Annotated in this window: 20 protein-coding genes and 1 tRNA gene; 10 read left to right on the top strand and 11 right to left on the bottom strand. The window is 71.1% G+C overall.

Features of this window, described 5'->3' with window-relative positions; genetic code table 11:
* Positions 1–44: 44 nt before the first annotated feature.
* The 6 genes from ACZYRU_RS03105 to ACZYRU_RS03080 all read left to right on the top strand — a co-directional run bounded on the left by ACZYRU_RS03105 (position 45) and on the right by ACZYRU_RS03080 (position 4,186).
* On the top strand, positions 45–1,190 hold the full coding sequence (locus ACZYRU_RS03105; RefSeq protein WP_488955612.1) for a ferredoxin reductase: 1,146 nt from the start codon (positions 45–47) through the stop codon (positions 1,188–1,190).
* Positions 1,191–1,218: 28 nt separating this feature from the next.
* Positions 1,219–2,460, top strand: a complete 1,242-nt coding sequence (locus ACZYRU_RS03100; protein ID WP_488955611.1) for a fatty acid desaturase family protein — start codon at positions 1,219–1,221, stop codon at positions 2,458–2,460.
* A 54-nt stretch (positions 2,461–2,514) separates the two neighbouring features.
* Complete coding sequence (locus tag ACZYRU_RS03095; protein WP_488955610.1) at positions 2,515–3,312, top strand: crotonase/enoyl-CoA hydratase family protein; 798 nt, start codon at positions 2,515–2,517, stop codon at positions 3,310–3,312.
* Between the two features lie 133 nt (positions 3,313–3,445).
* Positions 3,446–3,586 carry a hypothetical protein gene (locus ACZYRU_RS03090; protein WP_488955609.1) on the top strand — a complete coding sequence of 47 codons (141 nt, stop codon included), beginning with the start codon at positions 3,446–3,448 and terminating at the stop codon, positions 3,584–3,586.
* Between the two features lie 13 nt (positions 3,587–3,599).
* Positions 3,600–3,917 (top strand): DUF1294 domain-containing protein, encoded by a 318-nt coding sequence (locus ACZYRU_RS03085; protein ID WP_488955608.1) that lies wholly within the window; start codon positions 3,600–3,602, stop codon positions 3,915–3,917.
* Positions 3,918–4,033: 116 nt separating this feature from the next.
* The gene (locus tag ACZYRU_RS03080) at positions 4,034–4,186 is read left to right on the top strand and encodes a hypothetical protein (RefSeq protein ID WP_179728034.1); all 153 of its coding nucleotides are present in this window, start codon (positions 4,034–4,036) and stop codon (positions 4,184–4,186) included.
* A gap of 21 nt (positions 4,187–4,207) precedes the next feature.
* On the opposite strand, the gene ACZYRU_RS03075 is transcribed toward ACZYRU_RS03080, so the two are convergent.
* From ACZYRU_RS03075 to ACZYRU_RS03055, 5 genes are all read right to left on the bottom strand, one after another.
* Complete coding sequence (locus tag ACZYRU_RS03075) at positions 4,208–4,492, bottom strand: DivIVA domain-containing protein (protein ID WP_488955607.1); 285 nt, start codon at positions 4,490–4,492, stop codon at positions 4,208–4,210.
* The gene (locus tag ACZYRU_RS03070) at positions 4,489–5,415 is read right to left on the bottom strand and encodes an oxidoreductase (protein WP_488955606.1); all 927 of its coding nucleotides are present in this window, start codon (positions 5,413–5,415) and stop codon (positions 4,489–4,491) included. The genes ACZYRU_RS03075 and ACZYRU_RS03070 overlap by 4 nt, the downstream gene beginning before the upstream one ends.
* A gap of 10 nt (positions 5,416–5,425) precedes the next feature.
* The gene (locus tag ACZYRU_RS03065; RefSeq protein WP_488955605.1) at positions 5,426–6,241 is read right to left on the bottom strand and encodes a maleylpyruvate isomerase family mycothiol-dependent enzyme; all 816 of its coding nucleotides are present in this window, start codon (positions 6,239–6,241) and stop codon (positions 5,426–5,428) included.
* A gap of 263 nt (positions 6,242–6,504) precedes the next feature.
* Positions 6,505–7,596 (bottom strand): family 43 glycosylhydrolase, encoded by a 1,092-nt coding sequence (locus tag ACZYRU_RS03060; protein WP_488955604.1) that lies wholly within the window; start codon positions 7,594–7,596, stop codon positions 6,505–6,507.
* A gap of 100 nt (positions 7,597–7,696) precedes the next feature.
* Complete coding sequence (locus tag ACZYRU_RS03055; RefSeq protein ID WP_488956239.1) at positions 7,697–9,562, bottom strand: acyl-CoA dehydrogenase; 1,866 nt, start codon at positions 9,560–9,562, stop codon at positions 7,697–7,699.
* A gap of 193 nt (positions 9,563–9,755) precedes the next feature.
* Here ACZYRU_RS03055 and ACZYRU_RS03050 point away from each other — a divergent pair, with 193 nt between their 5' ends.
* Positions 9,756–10,214: an RrF2 family transcriptional regulator gene (locus ACZYRU_RS03050; protein WP_488955603.1), complete on the top strand. Its 459-nt coding sequence runs from the start codon at positions 9,756–9,758 to the stop codon at positions 10,212–10,214.
* Positions 10,215–10,304: 90 nt separating this feature from the next.
* On the opposite strand, the gene ACZYRU_RS03045 is transcribed toward ACZYRU_RS03050, so the two are convergent.
* Positions 10,305–10,973, bottom strand: coding sequence for a hypothetical protein (locus tag ACZYRU_RS03045; protein ID WP_488955602.1), 669 nt, complete (start codon positions 10,971–10,973; stop codon positions 10,305–10,307).
* 107 nt (positions 10,974–11,080) lie between these two features.
* Here ACZYRU_RS03045 and ACZYRU_RS03040 point away from each other — a divergent pair, with 107 nt between their 5' ends.
* Both ACZYRU_RS03040 and ACZYRU_RS03035 read left to right on the top strand, forming a co-directional pair.
* A complete protein-coding gene (locus tag ACZYRU_RS03040) occupies positions 11,081–11,533 on the top strand; it encodes a nuclear transport factor 2 family protein (protein ID WP_488955601.1) in 453 nt (150 codons plus the stop codon).
* A gap of 40 nt (positions 11,534–11,573) precedes the next feature.
* The gene (locus tag ACZYRU_RS03035) at positions 11,574–12,059 is read left to right on the top strand and encodes an FBP domain-containing protein (RefSeq protein WP_488955600.1); all 486 of its coding nucleotides are present in this window, start codon (positions 11,574–11,576) and stop codon (positions 12,057–12,059) included.
* 10 nt (positions 12,060–12,069) lie between these two features.
* Here the strand turns inward: ACZYRU_RS03035 and ACZYRU_RS03030 are convergent, their stop codons facing one another.
* The 3 genes from ACZYRU_RS03030 to ACZYRU_RS03020 all read right to left on the bottom strand — a co-directional run bounded on the left by ACZYRU_RS03030 (position 12,070) and on the right by ACZYRU_RS03020 (position 15,900).
* A complete protein-coding gene (locus ACZYRU_RS03030; RefSeq protein WP_488955599.1) occupies positions 12,070–14,397 on the bottom strand; it encodes a hypothetical protein in 2,328 nt (775 codons plus the stop codon).
* A 92-nt stretch (positions 14,398–14,489) separates the two neighbouring features.
* Positions 14,490–15,122, bottom strand: a complete 633-nt coding sequence (locus ACZYRU_RS03025) for a DUF2461 domain-containing protein (RefSeq protein WP_488955598.1) — start codon at positions 15,120–15,122, stop codon at positions 14,490–14,492.
* A gap of 1 nt (position 15,123) precedes the next feature.
* Positions 15,124–15,900, bottom strand: a complete 777-nt coding sequence (locus ACZYRU_RS03020) for a hypothetical protein (protein ID WP_488955597.1) — start codon at positions 15,898–15,900, stop codon at positions 15,124–15,126.
* 31 nt (positions 15,901–15,931) lie between these two features.
* Between ACZYRU_RS03020 and ACZYRU_RS03015 the strand changes: the two genes are divergently transcribed.
* On the top strand, positions 15,932–16,162 hold the full coding sequence (locus ACZYRU_RS03015) for a hypothetical protein (RefSeq protein WP_488955596.1): 231 nt from the start codon (positions 15,932–15,934) through the stop codon (positions 16,160–16,162).
* Between the two features lie 13 nt (positions 16,163–16,175).
* Here ACZYRU_RS03015 and ACZYRU_RS03010 read toward each other — a convergent pair.
* Both ACZYRU_RS03010 and ACZYRU_RS03005 read right to left on the bottom strand, forming a co-directional pair.
* A tRNA-Gly gene (locus ACZYRU_RS03010) sits at positions 16,176–16,248 on the bottom strand.
* A gap of 30 nt (positions 16,249–16,278) precedes the next feature.
* The gene (locus ACZYRU_RS03005) at positions 16,279–17,052 is read right to left on the bottom strand and encodes an SGNH/GDSL hydrolase family protein (RefSeq protein WP_488955595.1); all 774 of its coding nucleotides are present in this window, start codon (positions 17,050–17,052) and stop codon (positions 16,279–16,281) included.
* Position 17,053: the final 1 nt, after the last annotated feature.

The raw sequence follows: 17,053 nt of genomic DNA, 5'->3' as shown, positions 1-17,053 counted from the left end.
GCTGCGGTCATGAGTTTAGCGGTTCAGGCTGGGACTCTTGAGATGTGAGTACGACGACCGCCACCCCCGCGACCGCCGCCCCGACCGGACGCCTCCGTACCGGCTTCCGCTCGCTCCTCGACGCCGCGGTGACCCCGCTGAGCGTCGACGACCTGCTCGACCACTTCGCGCCGCTGCGCACCGGCGCCGCCGCCGGCCTCCAGGGCCGGATCGTCTCCGTGCAGAAGGAGACGGCCGACGCCGCGACGCTCGTGATCAAGCCCGGGAAGGACTGGGCCGGGCACATCCCCGGCCAGTACGTCCGGGTCGGCGTCGACGTCGACGGCATCCGCCTGTGGCGCACCTACTCGCTGACCCACGGCCCGCGCCGGGACGGTCAGATCTCGATCACCGTCAAGGCGATCCCCGACGGCGCCGTGTCGCAGTACCTCGTCCGTGACGCCCGCGCCGGCCAGATGATCCAGCTCGCGCAGGCCGAGGGCGACTTCGTCCTGACGCCGCCGGTCGCCGGCCGCAAGCAGAAGCTGCTGCTCGTCACGGCCGGCTCCGGCATCACGCCGGTGATCGGGATGCTGCGCAACCTCTACTCGCGCAACGAGGCCGAGGCCCGCGCGGCGTACGACATCGTCCTCGTGCACTCGGCGATGAAGCGCGACGAGGTCATCTTCGGCGCCGAGCTGCGCGCCCACGCCGAGGCCGGCCGGCTGCGGCTGATCGAGCGGCACACCGACACCGACGGCCTGCTGACCACCACCGACCTCGAGGCCGAGGTCGCGGACCTGGCCGAGCGCACGGCGTACGCCTGCGGCCCGGCCGGTCTCCTCGACACCCTCGAGGCGTTCTACGGCGAGCGCCGGCTCACGCTCCACACCGAGCGGTTCCGCGCGAGCGTCGTCGACGTCGACGCCGAGGGCGGCACCCTCACCTTCGCCGGTGCGGCCGCCACCACCGTCGACACCGACGGCTCCGTCCCGATCCTCGACGCGGCCGAGTCGGCCGGCGTCCTCATGCCGAGCGGCTGCCGGATGGGCATCTGCATGGGCTGCGTGCTGCCCATGAAGTCCGGTGCCGTGCGCGACCTGCGCACCGGCGAGCTCACCGTCGCCGTCCCGGGCGAGACCAACCCGGGCGGCGTACCGATCCAGACCTGCATCAGCGCCGCCGCCGGCGACTGCACCCTCGACCACTGAGCCCCCACAGACTCCCGAAAGGCTGACGATGACCACGATCACCAAGAAGCCCAGCAGCCCCATCGCCCACCTCACCCCCGAGCAGATCGAGGCGCTCGGCGCGGAGCTCGACGCCATCCGCCAGGAGGTCATCGACAGCCGCGGCGAGCGCGACTCGGCCTACATCCGCAAGATCGTCGACGTGCAGCGCAAGCTGGAGCTCGGCAGCCGCGCGGTGCTGCTGGCCAGCATCTTCCCGCCGGCCTGGGTGGCCGGAACGGTCGGCCTGTCGGTCGCCAAGATCCTCGAGAACATGGAGATCGGCCACAACGTCATGCACGGCCAGTGGGACTGGATGCGTGACCCGAAGATCCACTCGACCACCTGGGAGTGGGACAACGCGACCCCGTCGGACGCCTGGAAGCACTCGCACAACCAGGTGCACCACGCCCACACGAACATCGTCGGCAAGGACAACGACCTCGGCTACGGCATCATGCGCGTCGACGAGGAGCAGCGCTGGTACCCGTTCTTCCTCGCGCAGCCGGTCTGGAACTTCATCAACGCCTGCTTCTTCGAGTACGGCATCGCGGCCTACGACCTCGAGCTCGGCCGCAACCTGCGCATCCCCAAGGAGAAGCGCAGCGAGGCGTTCAAGAACAACCTCAAGGGCACGCTGACCAAGATCCGCAAGCAGGCCACCAAGGACTACGTCGTCAACCCGCTCCTCGCCCTGCCGACCGGCTCCTTCCTGCCGGCGCTGGCCGCCAACTTCACCGCCAACCTGGTGCGCAACGTCTGGTCGCACTCGGTCATCATGTGCGGCCACTTCCCCGAGGGCGTGGAGACCTTCGAGCTGAACGCGATCCCCGAGAACGAGACGCGCGGCGAGTGGTACCTGCGCCAGATGCTCGGCTCCGCGAACTTCTCCGGTTCGAAGGCGATGCACATCATGAGCGGCAACCTGTCGCACCAGATCGAGCACCACCTCTTCCCCGACCTGCCGAGCAACCGGTACGCCGAGGTCGCCCCCAAGGTGCAGGCCGTCTTCGAGAAGTACGAGCTGACCTACCTGACCCGCCCCTTCATCCCCCAGGTCGCGAGCGCCTGGCACAAGGTGATCCGCCTGTCGTTCCCCAACGGCTGGCTCGCGACCACCAACGCGAAGAACCTGCCCTCCCAGCTCAAGCTGCTCTACGCCATGACGACCGCCGACAAGCGCAAGCGTCGCGTCATGCAGCGCCTGCTGGAGAGCGCCGCCGCCAAGAAGGAGATGGTCAAGGCGGCCTGACGGCCCGGTCACACCTCGTGGACCCCGATGTTACCTACGGGTAGCATCGGGGTCATGAGCACCCACGTCAGCTGCACGACCACCGACGGCATCGCCCACGTCCGGCTGGACCGTCCCGACAAGCTCAACGCACTGACCCTGGACATCCTCGACGACCTCGTGTCCACCGCGCACGCGCTGCGCCGCGACAAGACGCTGCGCGCCGTCGTGATCAGCGGCGAGGGCGACGCGTTCTGCGCCGGCCTCGACTTCGCGTCCGTGCTGCGCAACCCGGCCGGCGTCGCGAAGGCGTTCGTGCCGCGCCCGCTGCGTGGCACCAACACCTTCCAGGAGGCCCCGTGGGCCTTCCGCCGGATCCCCGTCCCCGTGATCGCCGCGGTCCACGGCCACTGCCTCGGCGGCGGCCTGCAGATCGCGCTCGCCGCCGACTTCCGGATCGCCACCCCCGACTCACGCTGGTCCGTGCTCGAGGGCAAGTGGGGCCTGATCCCCGACATGTCCGGCATCCAGGCCCTCAAGGAGCTGGTCGGCATCGACCAGGCCAAGCTGCTCACCATGACCGCCGAGGTCTTCGACGGCTCCCGCGCCCAGGAGCTCGGCCTGGTCACCCGCCTCGACAACGACCCGCTCGCCGGCGCCCTGCGCCTGGCCGACGAGCTGTCGCAGAAGTCCCCCGACGCGCTCGCCGCCGCCAAGCGGCTCTTCAACGACACCTGGAGCGCCTCCCCGCGTCGTACCTTCGCCCGGGAGCGGATCGAGCAGGCCTACCTCCTCGCCGCCCGCAACACGAAGACCGCCCGCGAAGCCGCGTTCAAGAAGGCCGAGGCGGTCTACGGGCCGCGCGGTCGCTGACCTCCGCTGGCCCGGTCGGGCCACCTCCTGGCCCATCGGGACCACTTCGGTTCGGGACCGAACGGCCGATGAGTCCGGTACGCCGGTCAGGTCATCCTGATCAGGTACCGACCACGCCGAGAGGGGGCCAGCCATGGACCGCACCGAGCACCTCAGCCACGACCTGCCGTGCCTCGCCTGTGGGCACGCCATGCACACCTACCTCGCCTGCAGCGACACCTGTGACTGCGCGCCGACCGGGATGCCCGGCTCCGGCACCTTCGCCGCCGCCTGACACGCTTCGCCCCGTGGTCATCGAACGCACGGACGTCCTGCTCGCCCTCGCTGCGGCGTACGTCGTCCTCAGCCTGGTCGCGCTCGTCCTCTACCGCGCCGACAAGCGCGCCGCCCAGCACGGCGAGTGGCGTACCCGCGAGTCGACGCTGCACCTCGTCGCCCTCCTCGGCGGCTGGCCGGGCGCGCTTGCAGGCCGCCGCCTGTTCCGCCACAAGACCCGCAAGCAGCCGTTCGTCACCGTGCTCTGGCTGACCGTCGCCACCAATCTCGCCGGTGCCGCGACCCTGCTCCTCGCCGCACCGCTCGAGCTCGGCAGCCTCACCGGCTGACCGCTCAACGGGACTGCCGAACTTTCTGCAAGGTTTCCGCGCCCACCATGTCGTATCAGGGCGACCCGCTTCGTCGTCCTAGTAGAAGCAGGCGAGACCACGAAGGAGACACGGCCATGTGGAACACCACGGACACCCAGCACCAGCACCTCAGCCACGACCTGCCGTGCCCCGCGTGCGGCCACGCCGTGCACACCTTCCTCGCCTGCAGCGACAGCTGCGACTGCGCGCCGACGGTGATGCCGGGTTCGCTGCCGCTGGCCGCCTGATCCGACGAGCAGAGGCGACCCTCAGGCCTCCGCGCGGCGGGCCACCTCGGCCAGGAGCGCATCGACGTCGGTCGGGCTGTAGCCCTCACGCATCCGGGTGGTGCCGAAGGTGACGGCCGCGATGAGGGGCCGGACCGGCCGGCCTGCGGACAGCGCGTCGACCAGCCGGTCGAGGAGGTCGTCGACCTCGCGCATGTCGTAGCCGGTGACGAACCGCACCGGCTTGAACCTCGCCTCACGGATCAACGTCGCCAGGACGTCGGGGTGGCGGTCCGGGAAGTAGCGGTTCATCCCGTCGTCCGTCACGGGTACCTCAGGTCCACGGTCTGCTCGCTGATCTCCCACAGCCGCCGCGCGTTCTCCTGGTTGCGCGCCAGCCGGCTGCGGCCGACGGTGCGGGGCCGCCCGGAGAGCTGGCGGAAGCCACCAGGGCCGACGAAGGTGTTGCCGGGCAGGTCGGCGGTGGCGGCCATGAGCGAGGGCCAGGCGCCGGCCTCGGCGGTCTGGGAGACGGCCTTCACGCCGGCGTCGAGGATCGAGGCGATGCCGCCGGAGGAGCGGCCGTACTGGCCGTTGGCGGCCAGGTGGGTGCCGGCGAAACCGGGATGGGCGGCGAGGGCCCGGACCGGGAGGTCGGCGGCGCGCAGGCGGCGGTCGAGCTCGGCGGTGAAGTAGAGGTTGGCGAGCTTCGTCTGCGCGTAGACCCGCCAGGTGCTGTACCGCCCGGTCTGCTCGCGCGGCGGCCCGAGCGACGCCTTGCCGGCGAAGGTGTGGAACAGCGAGGACACGGTCACCACGCGGCCGTCCTCGCTCTGCACGAGCTGCGGCAGCAGCAGGCCGGTCAGCAGGAACGGGCCGAAGTGGTTGGTCGCCATCTGCAGCTCGAGGCCGTCGGCGGTGCGGGAGTACTTGGTGCCCATCACGCCGGCGTTGTTGACCAGTACGTCGATCGGGCCGACCTGCGCGACGGCGGCCGCGGCCGAGCGGACCGAGCCGAGGCTGGCCAGGTCGAGGTGCAGCGCCTCGAGCTGTGCCTTCGGCACCTCGGCCCGGATCGCACCGACGGTCTCCTCGACCTTGGCCGGGTTGCGCCCGGCGAGGATCACCCGGCCGCCGCGGCGCGCCAGCTCCAAGGCCGTGTGGTGGCCGAGCCCGCCGAGGGTGGGGCCGGTGACGACGATGGTGCGGCCGGTCTGGTCGGGCAGGTCGGCGACGTTCCAGTCAGACATGGAGATCCCCTTACGGCATCGTGGCGAGGCTGGCGACGATCCGCTCTCCCAGCTCCTGATCACCCGAGACGGTCACGGCCCCCGGCGCAGCGGTACGACGACCGCCGGCCAGCACGATGAAGCTCTCCCGGTCCATGGCGACCGTGACGGTCGGCTCGTCCGGTACAGCGGCCAGCCGCTGCGCGCGACCGTCCTCGCCCACCTGCACGGCGATCGGTGCGCTGCCCTCGACGACGAGCACGGCCGTCGTACCGGCGGGCGGGGCGACCCGCTTGCCGACGATGAAGCCGAACGCCTCCACGAGGTAGTCGGCGGTGTGCTGGGCGCCCGGGCTGGCGAGGCCGCCGGGTCGGCCGACCGCGCGGCGGATGTCCTGCTCGTGCATCCACACGTCGAGCGGCCGGTTGCGCAGCAGGGTACGGGTGTTCCAGCCGATCAGGCCGAAGATTCCGTCGGCCGGGGCAGCCGGGTCCTCGGGCGGCGTGGCGTCGAGGGCAGCGCGGCGGCTCGCAGTCGTCGTACGGATCTCCTCGATGATCGAGGCGGGCTCCCGGTCGCGGCGGGTGACCACGCCGATCTCGGTGAACTGGCCCATCGGGCCGGTGACATGGGCCGGCTCGCCGATGTCGGCGCTCTCGTCGGGTCCGCCGGCGAGGATCGACTCGAGGTGCGCGGTGTGCGAGGCGACGGCCTTCACGTCCCAGCCGGCGAGGTCGGTGGGCGTGCTCCAGTCGTCGGGGCCGAGCTCCTCGAGCAGGGCGACGAAGTCGCCCACCGCGCTCCACCAGTTCTCGACGTAGCCGGCCAGCAGCTCGCGGTCGCTCATGTCGCCGACCCTACCGACACGCGCCGCGCGATCCACGCCGCGACGCCGTGGGGTCTCGCGCCGGCAGGCGCCGCCAGCGGCCAGCGGCGGGAACGCCGGCCGAGAAGGCGCAGGGAGCGACGAAGGAGCGACCGGAGCCGACGAGGGCGGCGCTTTCCGCCGTGCCGCCGGCCGGCCGCCGGATCGACCCGACACCTACGGAAGCCGACAGCGCGCGCGGCAGTGCGGCGGAGCGAAGCGACGACGCGCTCGCGCCATCCAGCTCAGTAGGGCGTGGGAACGCGCTGCGGGACGCCGGTGCGCGAAAGGTACTTCTTCACGGTCGGCACGCCGCCCGGGAAGGTCAGCCGCGCGCCGTACATCGCCCGCCGGCCGTACTGCTCGCCGCCGTTCCACGCCCAGTAGTTCACGCCCTTCGGCTTCGACGAGTGCAGCCGCACCCAGCCGTGGAAGTAGAGCGTGGTGCGGCCGCGGTGCTTGACGATGTCGCCGCCGGCCGGCCCGCACAGGCCCTGGGTGATGGTGCTGTCGAGCAGGACGGCGGGTACGGCGAGCGACCAGTCGGTCAGCGACGCGGACTGGCGCCAGGTCTCCGCATAGGAGCAGCGGGCGAAGTCGCCCTCGGACGCGAAGAGGTAGTAGAGGCCCGCGTGCCGCACCAGGACGGGGTTCTCGATGACGCCGGTGGAGCGGACCAGCTCGACGCTCGGGTTCGCGGGGTCCTGCCCGGTGCGCACCCGCCGGCCGCTCCTGCTCAGCGGCAGCAGCCGGATCGAGGACGGCTTGCCGTCGGTCTTGTAGAGCAGGTAGTTCTGCTTGCCCTCGCGGTACAGCGACGGGTCGATGATGCCGCGGGTCGGCAGGTCCGGCGTGAGGACGGGATCCTGCGCGGTCGGCACCAGTGCCCGCGACGGGCACACCAGCGGCCTTCCCCCGACCGGCTTGAACGCGTCGAGCGCCTTCCTCGCGACGGCGACGCCGATGCAGCGACCGAAGTCGCCGAGCCCGGCGACCGGGACGGCGTAGTAGAGCAGCCACTTCCGGCCGACCTTGGCGATGTCCGCGGCCCAGATGCCGCCCTCCGCGATCGCCCACTTCGGGCGGTGGGTGAGCACCGGCTGCTGGTAGCGCCACGGGTGGCCGGGGTCCTTGTACGCCCGGTTGATCTGCGGCCCGGTCGCGACCACGACCATCCGCTTGCCGACCATGACCACGCTCGGGTCGCCGACGTTGCCGTTGAAGAACGGCTCGGGGTACTGCCGGTCGTCGGCGCGGGCCGGCGTACCGCACAGCGCGAGCACCAGCGCAGCGAGGACGGCGAGGCAGCAGGCGAGGCGGGGAGCGGTACGGGGCACCCGCAGACCTTAAGCGACCGCCCCGGTCGGTCGTGGGCCGACGTACGACGACGGCCGCCCCGGTTTCCCGGAGCGGCCGTCGTGGTGACTCAGCGTGCGATCAGAACGCGGCCTCGTCGAGGTCCATCACGTCCAGGCCGGTGGCCTGGGCGATCTTGAGCTCGGCCGAGAGGCGCGGCAGGTTGAGCTGCGCGAACCACTGGGCCGCAGCGACCTTGCCCTCGTAGTAGGCCTGGTCGCTGCCGGCGCCGCCGTCGAGCTTGGCGAGCGCGACCTCGGCGCCGCGGAGCAGCAGCCAGGCGCAGACCACGTCACCGAGCGCCATCAGCAGGCGCGTGGTGTTGAGGCCGACCTTGTAGATGTTCTTGATCTCGTCCTGGGCGGACATGAGGTCGTTGATCATCAGGCCGACCATGGCCTCGGCGTCGGCGAGCGCGTTCGCGAGCAGCTCGCGCTCGTTCTTGAGACGACCGTTGCCGGCCTCCGACTCGATGAACGCCTTGATCTCTCCGGCGATGTGGCCCAGCGCCTTGCCCTGGTCCTTGACGATCTTGCGGAAGAAGAAGTCCTGGCCCTGGATCGCGGTCGTGCCCTCGTAGAGGGTGTCGATCTTGGCGTCGCGGACGTACTGCTCGATCGGGTACTCCTGCAGGAAGCCCGAACCACCGAAGGTCTGCAGCGACTCGGTGCCGAGCAGGACCCACGAGCGCTCCGAGCCGTAGCCCTTGACGATCGGGAGCAGCAGGTCGTTGACGGCCTCGGCGAGCTCGTTGCGCTCACCTGCGGCCTTGGCGATCTGGACCTTGTCCTGCCACGTGGCGGTGAACACGACCAGCGAGCGCATCGCCTCGGCGAACGACTTCTGGGTCATCAGCGAGCGGCGGACGTCGGGGTGGTGCGTGATCGTCACCCGCGGCGCGGCCTTGTCGGCGGACTGGGTGAGGTCGGAGCCCTGGACGCGCTCCTTGGCGTAGTCGAGCGCGTTGAGGTAGCCGGTCGACAGGGTCGCGATGGCCTTGGTGCCGACCATCATGCGGGCGTTCTCGATGACGTCGAACATCTGGCGGATGCCGTCGTGCACCTCGCCGAGCAGCCAGCCCTGCGCGGGCTCGCCGCCGCCGACCTGCGGGTCGCCGAAGGTGAGCTCGCAGGTGTTGGACACCTTGATGCCCATCTTGTGCTCGACGTTGGTGACGTAGACGCCGTTGCGCTCGCCGGTCAGCTCACCGCTCTGGTGGTCGAAGTGGTACTTCGGCACGAGGAACAGGCTCAGGCCCTTGGTGCCCGGGCCACCCACGCCCTCGACGCCCTTCGGGCGAGCGAGGACGAGGTGCATGATGTTCTCCTGCAGGTCCGACTCGGCGCTGGTGATGAAGCGCTTGACGCCGGAGATGTTCCAGGAGCCGTCCTCGTTGGGCGTGGCGAAGGTCTTGCCGGCACCCACGTCGGAGCCCGCGTCGGGCTCGGTCAGCACCATGGTGGCACCCCACAGGCGCTCGACCATGATCTCGGCGATGCGGATGTCGCGGGCGACGCCGTTGGCGTTCTTGAAGACGACCGAGCCCATCGACGGGCCGGTGCAGTACATCCAGATCGGCGCCTGCGCGCCGAGCACCATCTCGCCGGTGGTCCACACCAGCGACGGCGGCGCGGTGGTGCCGCCGATCTCCTCCGGCAGGCCCAGCGCCCAGAAGCCGGACTCCATCCAGGTGTCGTACGACTTCTTGAACGACGCGGGGACGGGCGCGGTGTTCGTCTTGGGGTCGAACACCGGCGGGTTCCGGTCGGAGTCGACGAACGACGCCGCCAGGTCCTCACGCGCGATGCGCTCGACCTCGGAGAGGATCTCGCGCGCGGTGTCGGCGTCCATCTCCTCGTAGAGGCCGGTGCCGAGGTACTCCTGCACGTTGAAGAGCTCGAAGAGGTTGAACTCGATGTCGCGCAGGTTGCTCTTGTAGTGGCTCACAGTTCCCACCGTTTCCAGTTTCCAGGGATTCATGGAGTGGCTTCGCGGTGCTCGTCATGAGCACTGCTACTCACCAGTAACTTTATGATACGGGGGGTGCTAGCTGCGGGCAAGCACGGGGGTAGCGGGATCGCTCACACCCGTCGACCCCTAGGTCGACTGAATCGATCGAGCTATCTGACAGACTGGCCCCATGCGCGTCTCCGCCAAGTCCGACTACGCACTGCGGGCCCTGATCGCCATGGCGAGCAGGTCCGACGGGCGGGCCGTGAGCGCGGAGGAGCTCGGACGCCTCCAGGACATCCCCCACGGCTTCCTCCAGGCGATCCTCGCCGACCTGCGCCGCGCCGGCATCGTGATGTCCCAGCGCGGCCAGTCCGGCGGCTGGCGGATGGCCCGCGAGGCCACCACCGTCTCGGTCGCCGACGTCATCCGCGCGGTCGACGGCCCCCTCGTCTCCGTCTACGGCCTGCGTCCCGAGGCGGTCAACTACAACGACGCCGCCGAGGTCCTCCAGCACGTCTGGATCGCCGCCCGCCGCGCCCTGCGCGAGGTCTTCGAGGACGTGTCGATCCAGCAGCTCGCCGACGGCCACCTCCCCGACGCCGTCACCAGCCGCACGGCCGACGACGACGCCTGGGCGCCGCACTGACGCCTCCCGGTTGGGTTTCAACTACCGAAATTGTCGCGAATCGCCCTTCCGGGCAGCGAATTCCGTAGTTGAACCGTTCCGCAGCGCAGTTCAGGCCGCGCTGTTCAACCTCCGCTTGAGCTTGCGCCGCTTCCGGTCCAGCTCCTCGAGCCGCACCTCCAGCGACGCGTTGCGCCGCGCCAGCCGCTCGACCTCGCGCAACGCCTCGGGCAGCGTCTGGAGCGTGGCGGAGGCGGTGGGGATGCCGGCGAGGCCGAGGGACGCCGTGCCGAACCCGACGAGCTTGCCGAAGGCCTTCCAGACCTGGGCAGGCTCGAGGCCGTCGGTCTCGAGGACGTGGAGGCGCTCGGGCTTGCGGCAGGCGGCCTGCCACCGGGCGACGGCGGCAGTCTCGTCGTCGAGGCCGGTGGTGAGCACGACGTGGACCTGGTAGCCGGCGAGGGCGTCGACGAGGAGGGCGACCTGCTCGTCGGTGGCGGCGGCGAGGAGGGGCTGGCTGAAGACGAGGTCGGCGCGGGTCTTGCGGGCGCGGCGGACCAGGCGGGTCCACTGGCCCTCGACGTCGGCGCGCTTGAGGCCCCAGTCCTTGTGGGTGCGGGTCATCTCGACGGCGGCACGGAAGCTCTCCGCGGTCGACTGGGCGAGCGAGGCGACGCCGAGCTCGACGAGCGCCGCGTGGTGGTGGGCGAGGGCGGGCTCGACGACGTCGCCCGCGCCGGGCATGCCCACGTGGATCCAGGCCTTCTGCTTCTTCGCCATGCTCGCACGGTGACAGGCCCCGGTGAGCGCTCCGTGAACGGACGGCGACGGGAATCAGGCCAGTCAGTGGGGTAGAACACGTTCTAGAAACGCCCTACGATGGCCGCATGATCACCTCCGACGCGATCGTCTGGAACGCCCCCAACGACCCGCACCCGGCCCGCGCCGCGTCGCAGCGGTCCTACTCCGCCGTGGCCAAGGGCGACCTGGCCGAGTGGCTGACGGTGTACGCCGAGGACGCGGTGCTCGAGGATCCGGTCGGCCCGTCGATGTTCGACCCGGAGGGCAACGGCCACCACGGCCACGCCGGCATCTCGGCGTTCTGGGAGAAGGCGATCGCCCCGATCGACACCTTCGAGTTCCAGATCAACGACTCGTTCGCCAACCCGGGCAGCAACACCTGCGCCAACATCGGGCGGATCAAGACGTCCTTCGCGGACGGCTCGCACACGACGACCGACCTGATCATGGTGTACGTCGTCGACGACGACGGACGGGTGAAGTCGATGAAGGCGTTCTGGGAGCCGGACCGCACGATGGCGAGCTTCACCTCCGCCTGACCCGACAAATGGGTGGCGCCCGCTCGTAGGGTGGATCGACGTGGAGCCCCTGACCGAGCAACAGATCCGTGCCTCCTTCGCGAACTGCTCGAAGGGCGAGGCGAAGCGGCTGCCGGTCCCCCGCGGCCTGCCCGACCAGCCCTGGGAGCACCTCGACTTCCTCGGCTGGCGGGACCCGCAGTCGCGGGTGCGGGGGTACGTCGTCGCGGAGGTCGACGGGTCGCCGTACGGCATCGTGCTCCGGGCGACCGACGGGAGTGCCGGCGTACCGCGCAAGAACCTGTGTGCGCTGTGCCTGACGCCGCACGGGTCGGGTGGGGTGGTGCTGATGGTGGCGCCGAAGTCCGGCAAGGCCGGGCAGAACGGCGACTCCGTCGGCACCTACATGTGTGCGGACCTGCAGTGCTCGCTCTACGTCCGTGGCAAGAAGGTCAGCGACCAGGGCCGGATGCCGGAGTCGCTGACCCTCGAGCAGCAGGTCGCGCGCCTGACCGACAACCTGGCCGCGTTCCTGCGCCGGGTCTGATCGCCCGCGGCTACCGCTTGACCTTCGCCCGGGCGGTGGTCCGTACGACGGGCGCGGACCCCGGCAGCGTCCAGGTCACCCGGGCGCTGACCTTCTTGCCCACGTAGCGTGCGCCCAGCTCGAGCGCCGGCCGGGTCGCGCCGGCGATCACGCGCTTGCCGATGAGCCACTGCACAGTGACCACGGCACCGGCCGGGGTCGAGGCGGGGATGACGACCTTGAGCCTCTTGCCGACCCTGGCCCGGCCCTTGAGCAGCGGACTGCCCGCGACGGTGAGCCCGGCGGAGGGCCCCGGCCCACCGGGAGGAGCGGTGACCGCCACCACGGTGGAGAGCTCGCTGACCGTGTTCGGCTGGCGGCTCTGGGCGATCGCCGTGATCCGGGTCCCCGCAGCGAGCGGGGCCGCGAGCGTGAGGGTCCACAGTCCGTCGCCGTTGCCGGAGACCTGGGTCTGGCCGAGGAGGCTGCCGACCCCGTGCGGGGCGCCGCCGGCCGGGCTGTCGGTCAGGTAGAGGTAGACGTAGTCGCCGGCTCCACCACCGCCGCCGTTGATCACGGTGCTGGTCGCGCCCTGGATCTGCGGCGTCCTCACGTCGGCGTTCTCCTGGTCCGGGTTGCCGACGCCGTCGCCGTCGTCAGGCGTGCCGGCGGCGAACCCGCCGATGTCGAGCATCAGGCCCTGGTTGCCGGAGCCCAGGTTGTGCACGGCGTCGTTGCTGCCGGTCGTCGCCATGGTGATGGCGTTCGCCAGGCTGTGGGAGATGGTGTTCTCGCTCCCGACCGGTCCACCGACCTGGTTGCCCGTCGCCTCGTCCGCCCCGACCCGCTTGACCACGATGCCGGCCCGGTTGGCCCGCGCACCGGTGCACGGCGCACCCGCCTCGTCGATGCCGACCCGGTTGCCACGGACGGTGTTGTTGTCACCGCCGGCGACCACGATCGCCGCACCGGACGCCGCGCCGTTCGCCGAGCAGATGACGTTGCCCTGCCCGGGCGCCCCGGCCCCGACGCTGCCGCCGTTGCCCGTCATCCCGATCGCGGCCTTCATCGGGGCCGGAGCACCGCCGGCCAGCAGCCCGAGGACGTTGCCCGTGACAGTGGCGTGGTCGCCGTCGAGCACGACGCCGGTCGCGTCGTGCGCGACGACGACCCGGCTGTAGGACACACCCGCGTAGTCACCGTCGGCCTCGACGCCGGCCACGGTCGGAGCGAGGGCGACCGTGCCCGTGGCGTCGGTCCCGATCAGTGCCTCCTGGATCGAGACGGAGCCCGCGGGGCCCGTCTGCCGGACGCCGTACGCACCACCGGCGATCACGTTGCGCGAGCCGGGTCCGTTCGTCCCGGCCTGCACGATGCCGGGGCCGGCGTCGATCCCGACCGCTCCGGGCACGGCAGCGAGGGTCGTGCCGTTGACGGCGAGGCCCAGGTAGCTGCCGTTGACGTACACGCTCGCGCCCACGGCGCCCGGGGCCACCTTGATGCCGGCCTGACTCATCTGCCCGATCGCGTTGCAGACTCCGTCGCACGCAGGGGTCAACTGCTGTCCGGCAGTGAGGGTGTTGCCGATGTTGACGCTCTGGGGCACGTCCGCGCCGTTCTCGGCGACCAGGATGCCGATGGCGCCGCCGGCCACGTCGTGACCATCCTGCTGCCCGGGCGCGCCGTCGGCGTTGAGGCCGAGGTTGGTCGCGTTCACGGCGACGTTGTCGGCGCCGGCGATCTCGATGCCGGTGGCGGAGTTCACGACCGTGGTGCGGAACTCGGCGTTCTCGTGTCCGATCGTCGCGCGATCACCGGTCACCCGCACGCCGATCGAGAGCGGGTGGGCGACGCCCTGGGTCGTCATGCCAACCCAGACCTGCGACAGCGTGGCGTCGGCCCCGCTCAGGGCGATCCCGACCGATGCGCTCTCCGAGCTGACGACCGCCACGTTCCGCAGGGCCGCACCCTGGCCGGCGACGCGGACCGGTGCGCCGGCGAAGTCGCCGGACAGCGTGACGCACGGCCGGGTCGCGTCACCGATGCACCCGTCGACGGTCGCGTTGGCCGGGATCGACACGTAGCTGCCGAGGGTGATCGTGGTGTCGGCCGGGAGGTCGATCGTGATGCGCACGATGGTCCCACCAGCGAAGGCGGCCTCCTGCAGGGCGGCCCGGAGGGTGCACACGCCGCCAACCGTGGCACAGGTCCCGTTCAGGGCGGCGTCGACGCCGTCGAGCGCGCTGTTCACCGTGAACGGCGTGTCCGCCGAGGCCGGCGAGGCCGTGACCACGGCGCTCAGGGGGACCAGCAGGAGGGCGAGGACGGACAGCGCGAAGGAGCGAACGACGGAAGGCACGCGAGGACGCTAGGTCCGTCGTACCGCCGCGCAGAAGGGTTCCGGAGCCGGTTGAGCAATGCCCCGGGCCAAGTTGAGTAAGACGCTCCGCGCTACTCAGCGATCGCGTCGGCGACCCAGGTGACGAGCGGGCGCAGCCGGCGCCAGTCCTCGCGCACCCGGTCGAGCAGCTCGGCGGTGTGCACGAACGGCTCGAAGCCGTAGGAGCGCATGCCGAGCACCGTCTTCATCTTGAGCAGGTCGATGCGCGGGTGCTCCTTGTCGTACCCCCGGGGCACGGTCTTGAGCCGCTCCCCCGCCACCTCGAAGCCGCCGCGCTCGAGGTCGCGCAGGATCCGCTGCAGCACCTTGCCGGTCTTCTCCTCGGCCATCGCCTCGCGCAGCCGGGCGAGGTGCGCTCCCGACGCCTCGTAGATCCCGCCACCGACGCGGACACCGGGCGCCGCCACCTCGACGTACCACCCGGTCGCCGGTCCGACGCCCACGAACGCGCCCTGGTGGGTCTTGTACGGCGTCTTGTCCTTCGCGAACCGCACGTCGCGGTAGGGCCGGAACACCTTCGCGGCGCCGAACTCCTGGCCCAGCGCGTCGGTCAGCGCGACCATCGGCGCCTTCACACTGTCGGTGTAGACGGCCTTGTGGGCATCCCAGAAGGACTTGGTGTTGTCGACCTCGAGGTCGTCGTAGAAGTCGAGGGCAGCGACGGGGAAACCGGTGAAGTCCACGTCAGGAGGGTACGACCGGCGCGTCGGCCTCCGCGCGCGGGATCGGCACGTTCCAGCGCAGGGCGTGCACCATCGCGACCACGATCCGCCGCTCGTCGAACGGGTTCGCGGGGTCGTACCAGACGGTCGTGCGCTGGCCCTCCACGATCGGGGCGGCGGCGGGGATGGTGACCCGCTGGTGCAGGAGGTACGGCGTGCCGTCGGTCCCGAAGAACCGGAAGGTGGTCGTGGTGATGAGGTTGGACGCGTCCTCGAAGTCGTACGGGTCGATCCCCGAGTCGACGACGATCCCGGCGGTCGGCGTGCCCTGCGCGATCAGGCGCAGCTCCTCGAGCCAGCGCACCCTGCGCCGGGTGGCCAGCAGCGAGCCGCCGAGGAGGGCGAGCAGTCCGGTGGCGGCCAGGCCCGCTGCCGCGACGTCGTACCAGCCGCCGGCGCCGAGCTCGCGGGTCGCGACGACGACACCGGGCGCCGAGCACAGCAGCAGGAGGCCGGCGGCGTGCCAGCTGCTGAGGGCGCGGGGGAACCGGTCCATCATGAACAGCCAGCCGACGGACCCGATCACGGCGATCAGCAGCCCGCCGAGGGTGCCGGCCGCGGCAGCGCCCTGCGCGACGTACGCCGGCGGGGCGTCGTCGTTGGCGTCGATGATGGTCAGGCCCAGTCCGTAGCCGGCCCAGGCGCTGCCGGTCGCCATGAGCACGGCCGCGACGACCGGGCCCGTGCGGCGCCGGGGGCGTGGGGTGAACCTGAACGGCGGTGGCTCCGAGTGCACCATGGACCCATTCAACCCCGACCCGAGGAGTGACATGGCCAAGAAGCGCTGGAAGGACCTCAGCCCGCGTACCCGCAAGGTCATCCTGATCGGCAGTGCCGTCGACGGCGCGCTCAAGGCGGCCGCGCTCGCCGACCTGAAGGGCCGCGAGGAGAACGAGGTCAACGGGTCGAAGCGGAGGTGGACGCTCGCGCTGACCTTCGTGAACTCGGCGGGCGTGCTGCCGGTGGTGTACTTCCTCCGCGGGCGTCGTACGACCGGCTGAGGTCCTGATCGGGAGCGGACGACGAGGTTCGAACTCGCGACATTCAGCTTGGGAAGCTGACGCTCTACCAACTGAGCTACGTCCGCAGACCCCGGCGAACCGGAGCGATGAGGATGCTACCCGATGGGCTGGAAGGTGCGGCGCTTCGGCTCCACCCCGTCGCCCGACGAACGGCCGGTGACCCGCCGCTGGACCCACGGGGCGAGGTGGGTGCGGGCCCAGGCGAGGTTGGCGGCGCGCTGCTCGCGGGCACTCAGGAGGGGCGCCGGGACGGGCGGGATCGGCTGCAGGTCGTGGACGACGCCGAGGGCGTCGAGGGCAGCGATGGCGATCGACTGGTGTCCGACGGCGTTGAGGTGGAGGCGGTCCTCGTCCATCACCTCGGCGACCTTCCAGCCGCGCATCCGCCACATGTCGACCAGGGTCGCCCCGTGCTTCTCGGCGATCTCGCGGGCCCACTCGTTGAAGATCGCGGTCCGGCCGCGGATCACCCGCATCACGCCGCTCTCGCCGGTGTCGGCGATCGTGAACATCATGACGTGGGCGCCGCTGGCGGTGAGTCGGCCGATCGCCTCGTCGTACGACGCGGCGAGGGCGTCGAGGTCGACTTTGGGACGCAGGACGTCGTTGCCGCCGCCGTGGATGCTGACCAGGTCCGGGCCGAGCGCGATCGCGGCGTCAACCTGCTCGTCGATGATCGCGGGGAGCTTGCGGCCGCGGATGGCGAGGTTGGCGTACCCGAGGTCCACGCCCTCGCGGGCGGCCGCGACGGCGAGCGCCTCCGCGGTGCGATCCGCCCATCCCCGCAGGCCGTTGGGACGCGCCGGGTCGGGGTCACCGACCCCTTCGGTGAACGAGTCGCCGAGGGCGACGTACTTCCGGAAGGTCATC

The sequence above is a fragment of the Nocardioides sp. F233 genome, assembly GCF_057813895.1.
The sequence above is the reverse complement of the archived record's forward strand: the minus strand, read 5'-3'. Positions and strand labels throughout refer to the sequence as shown.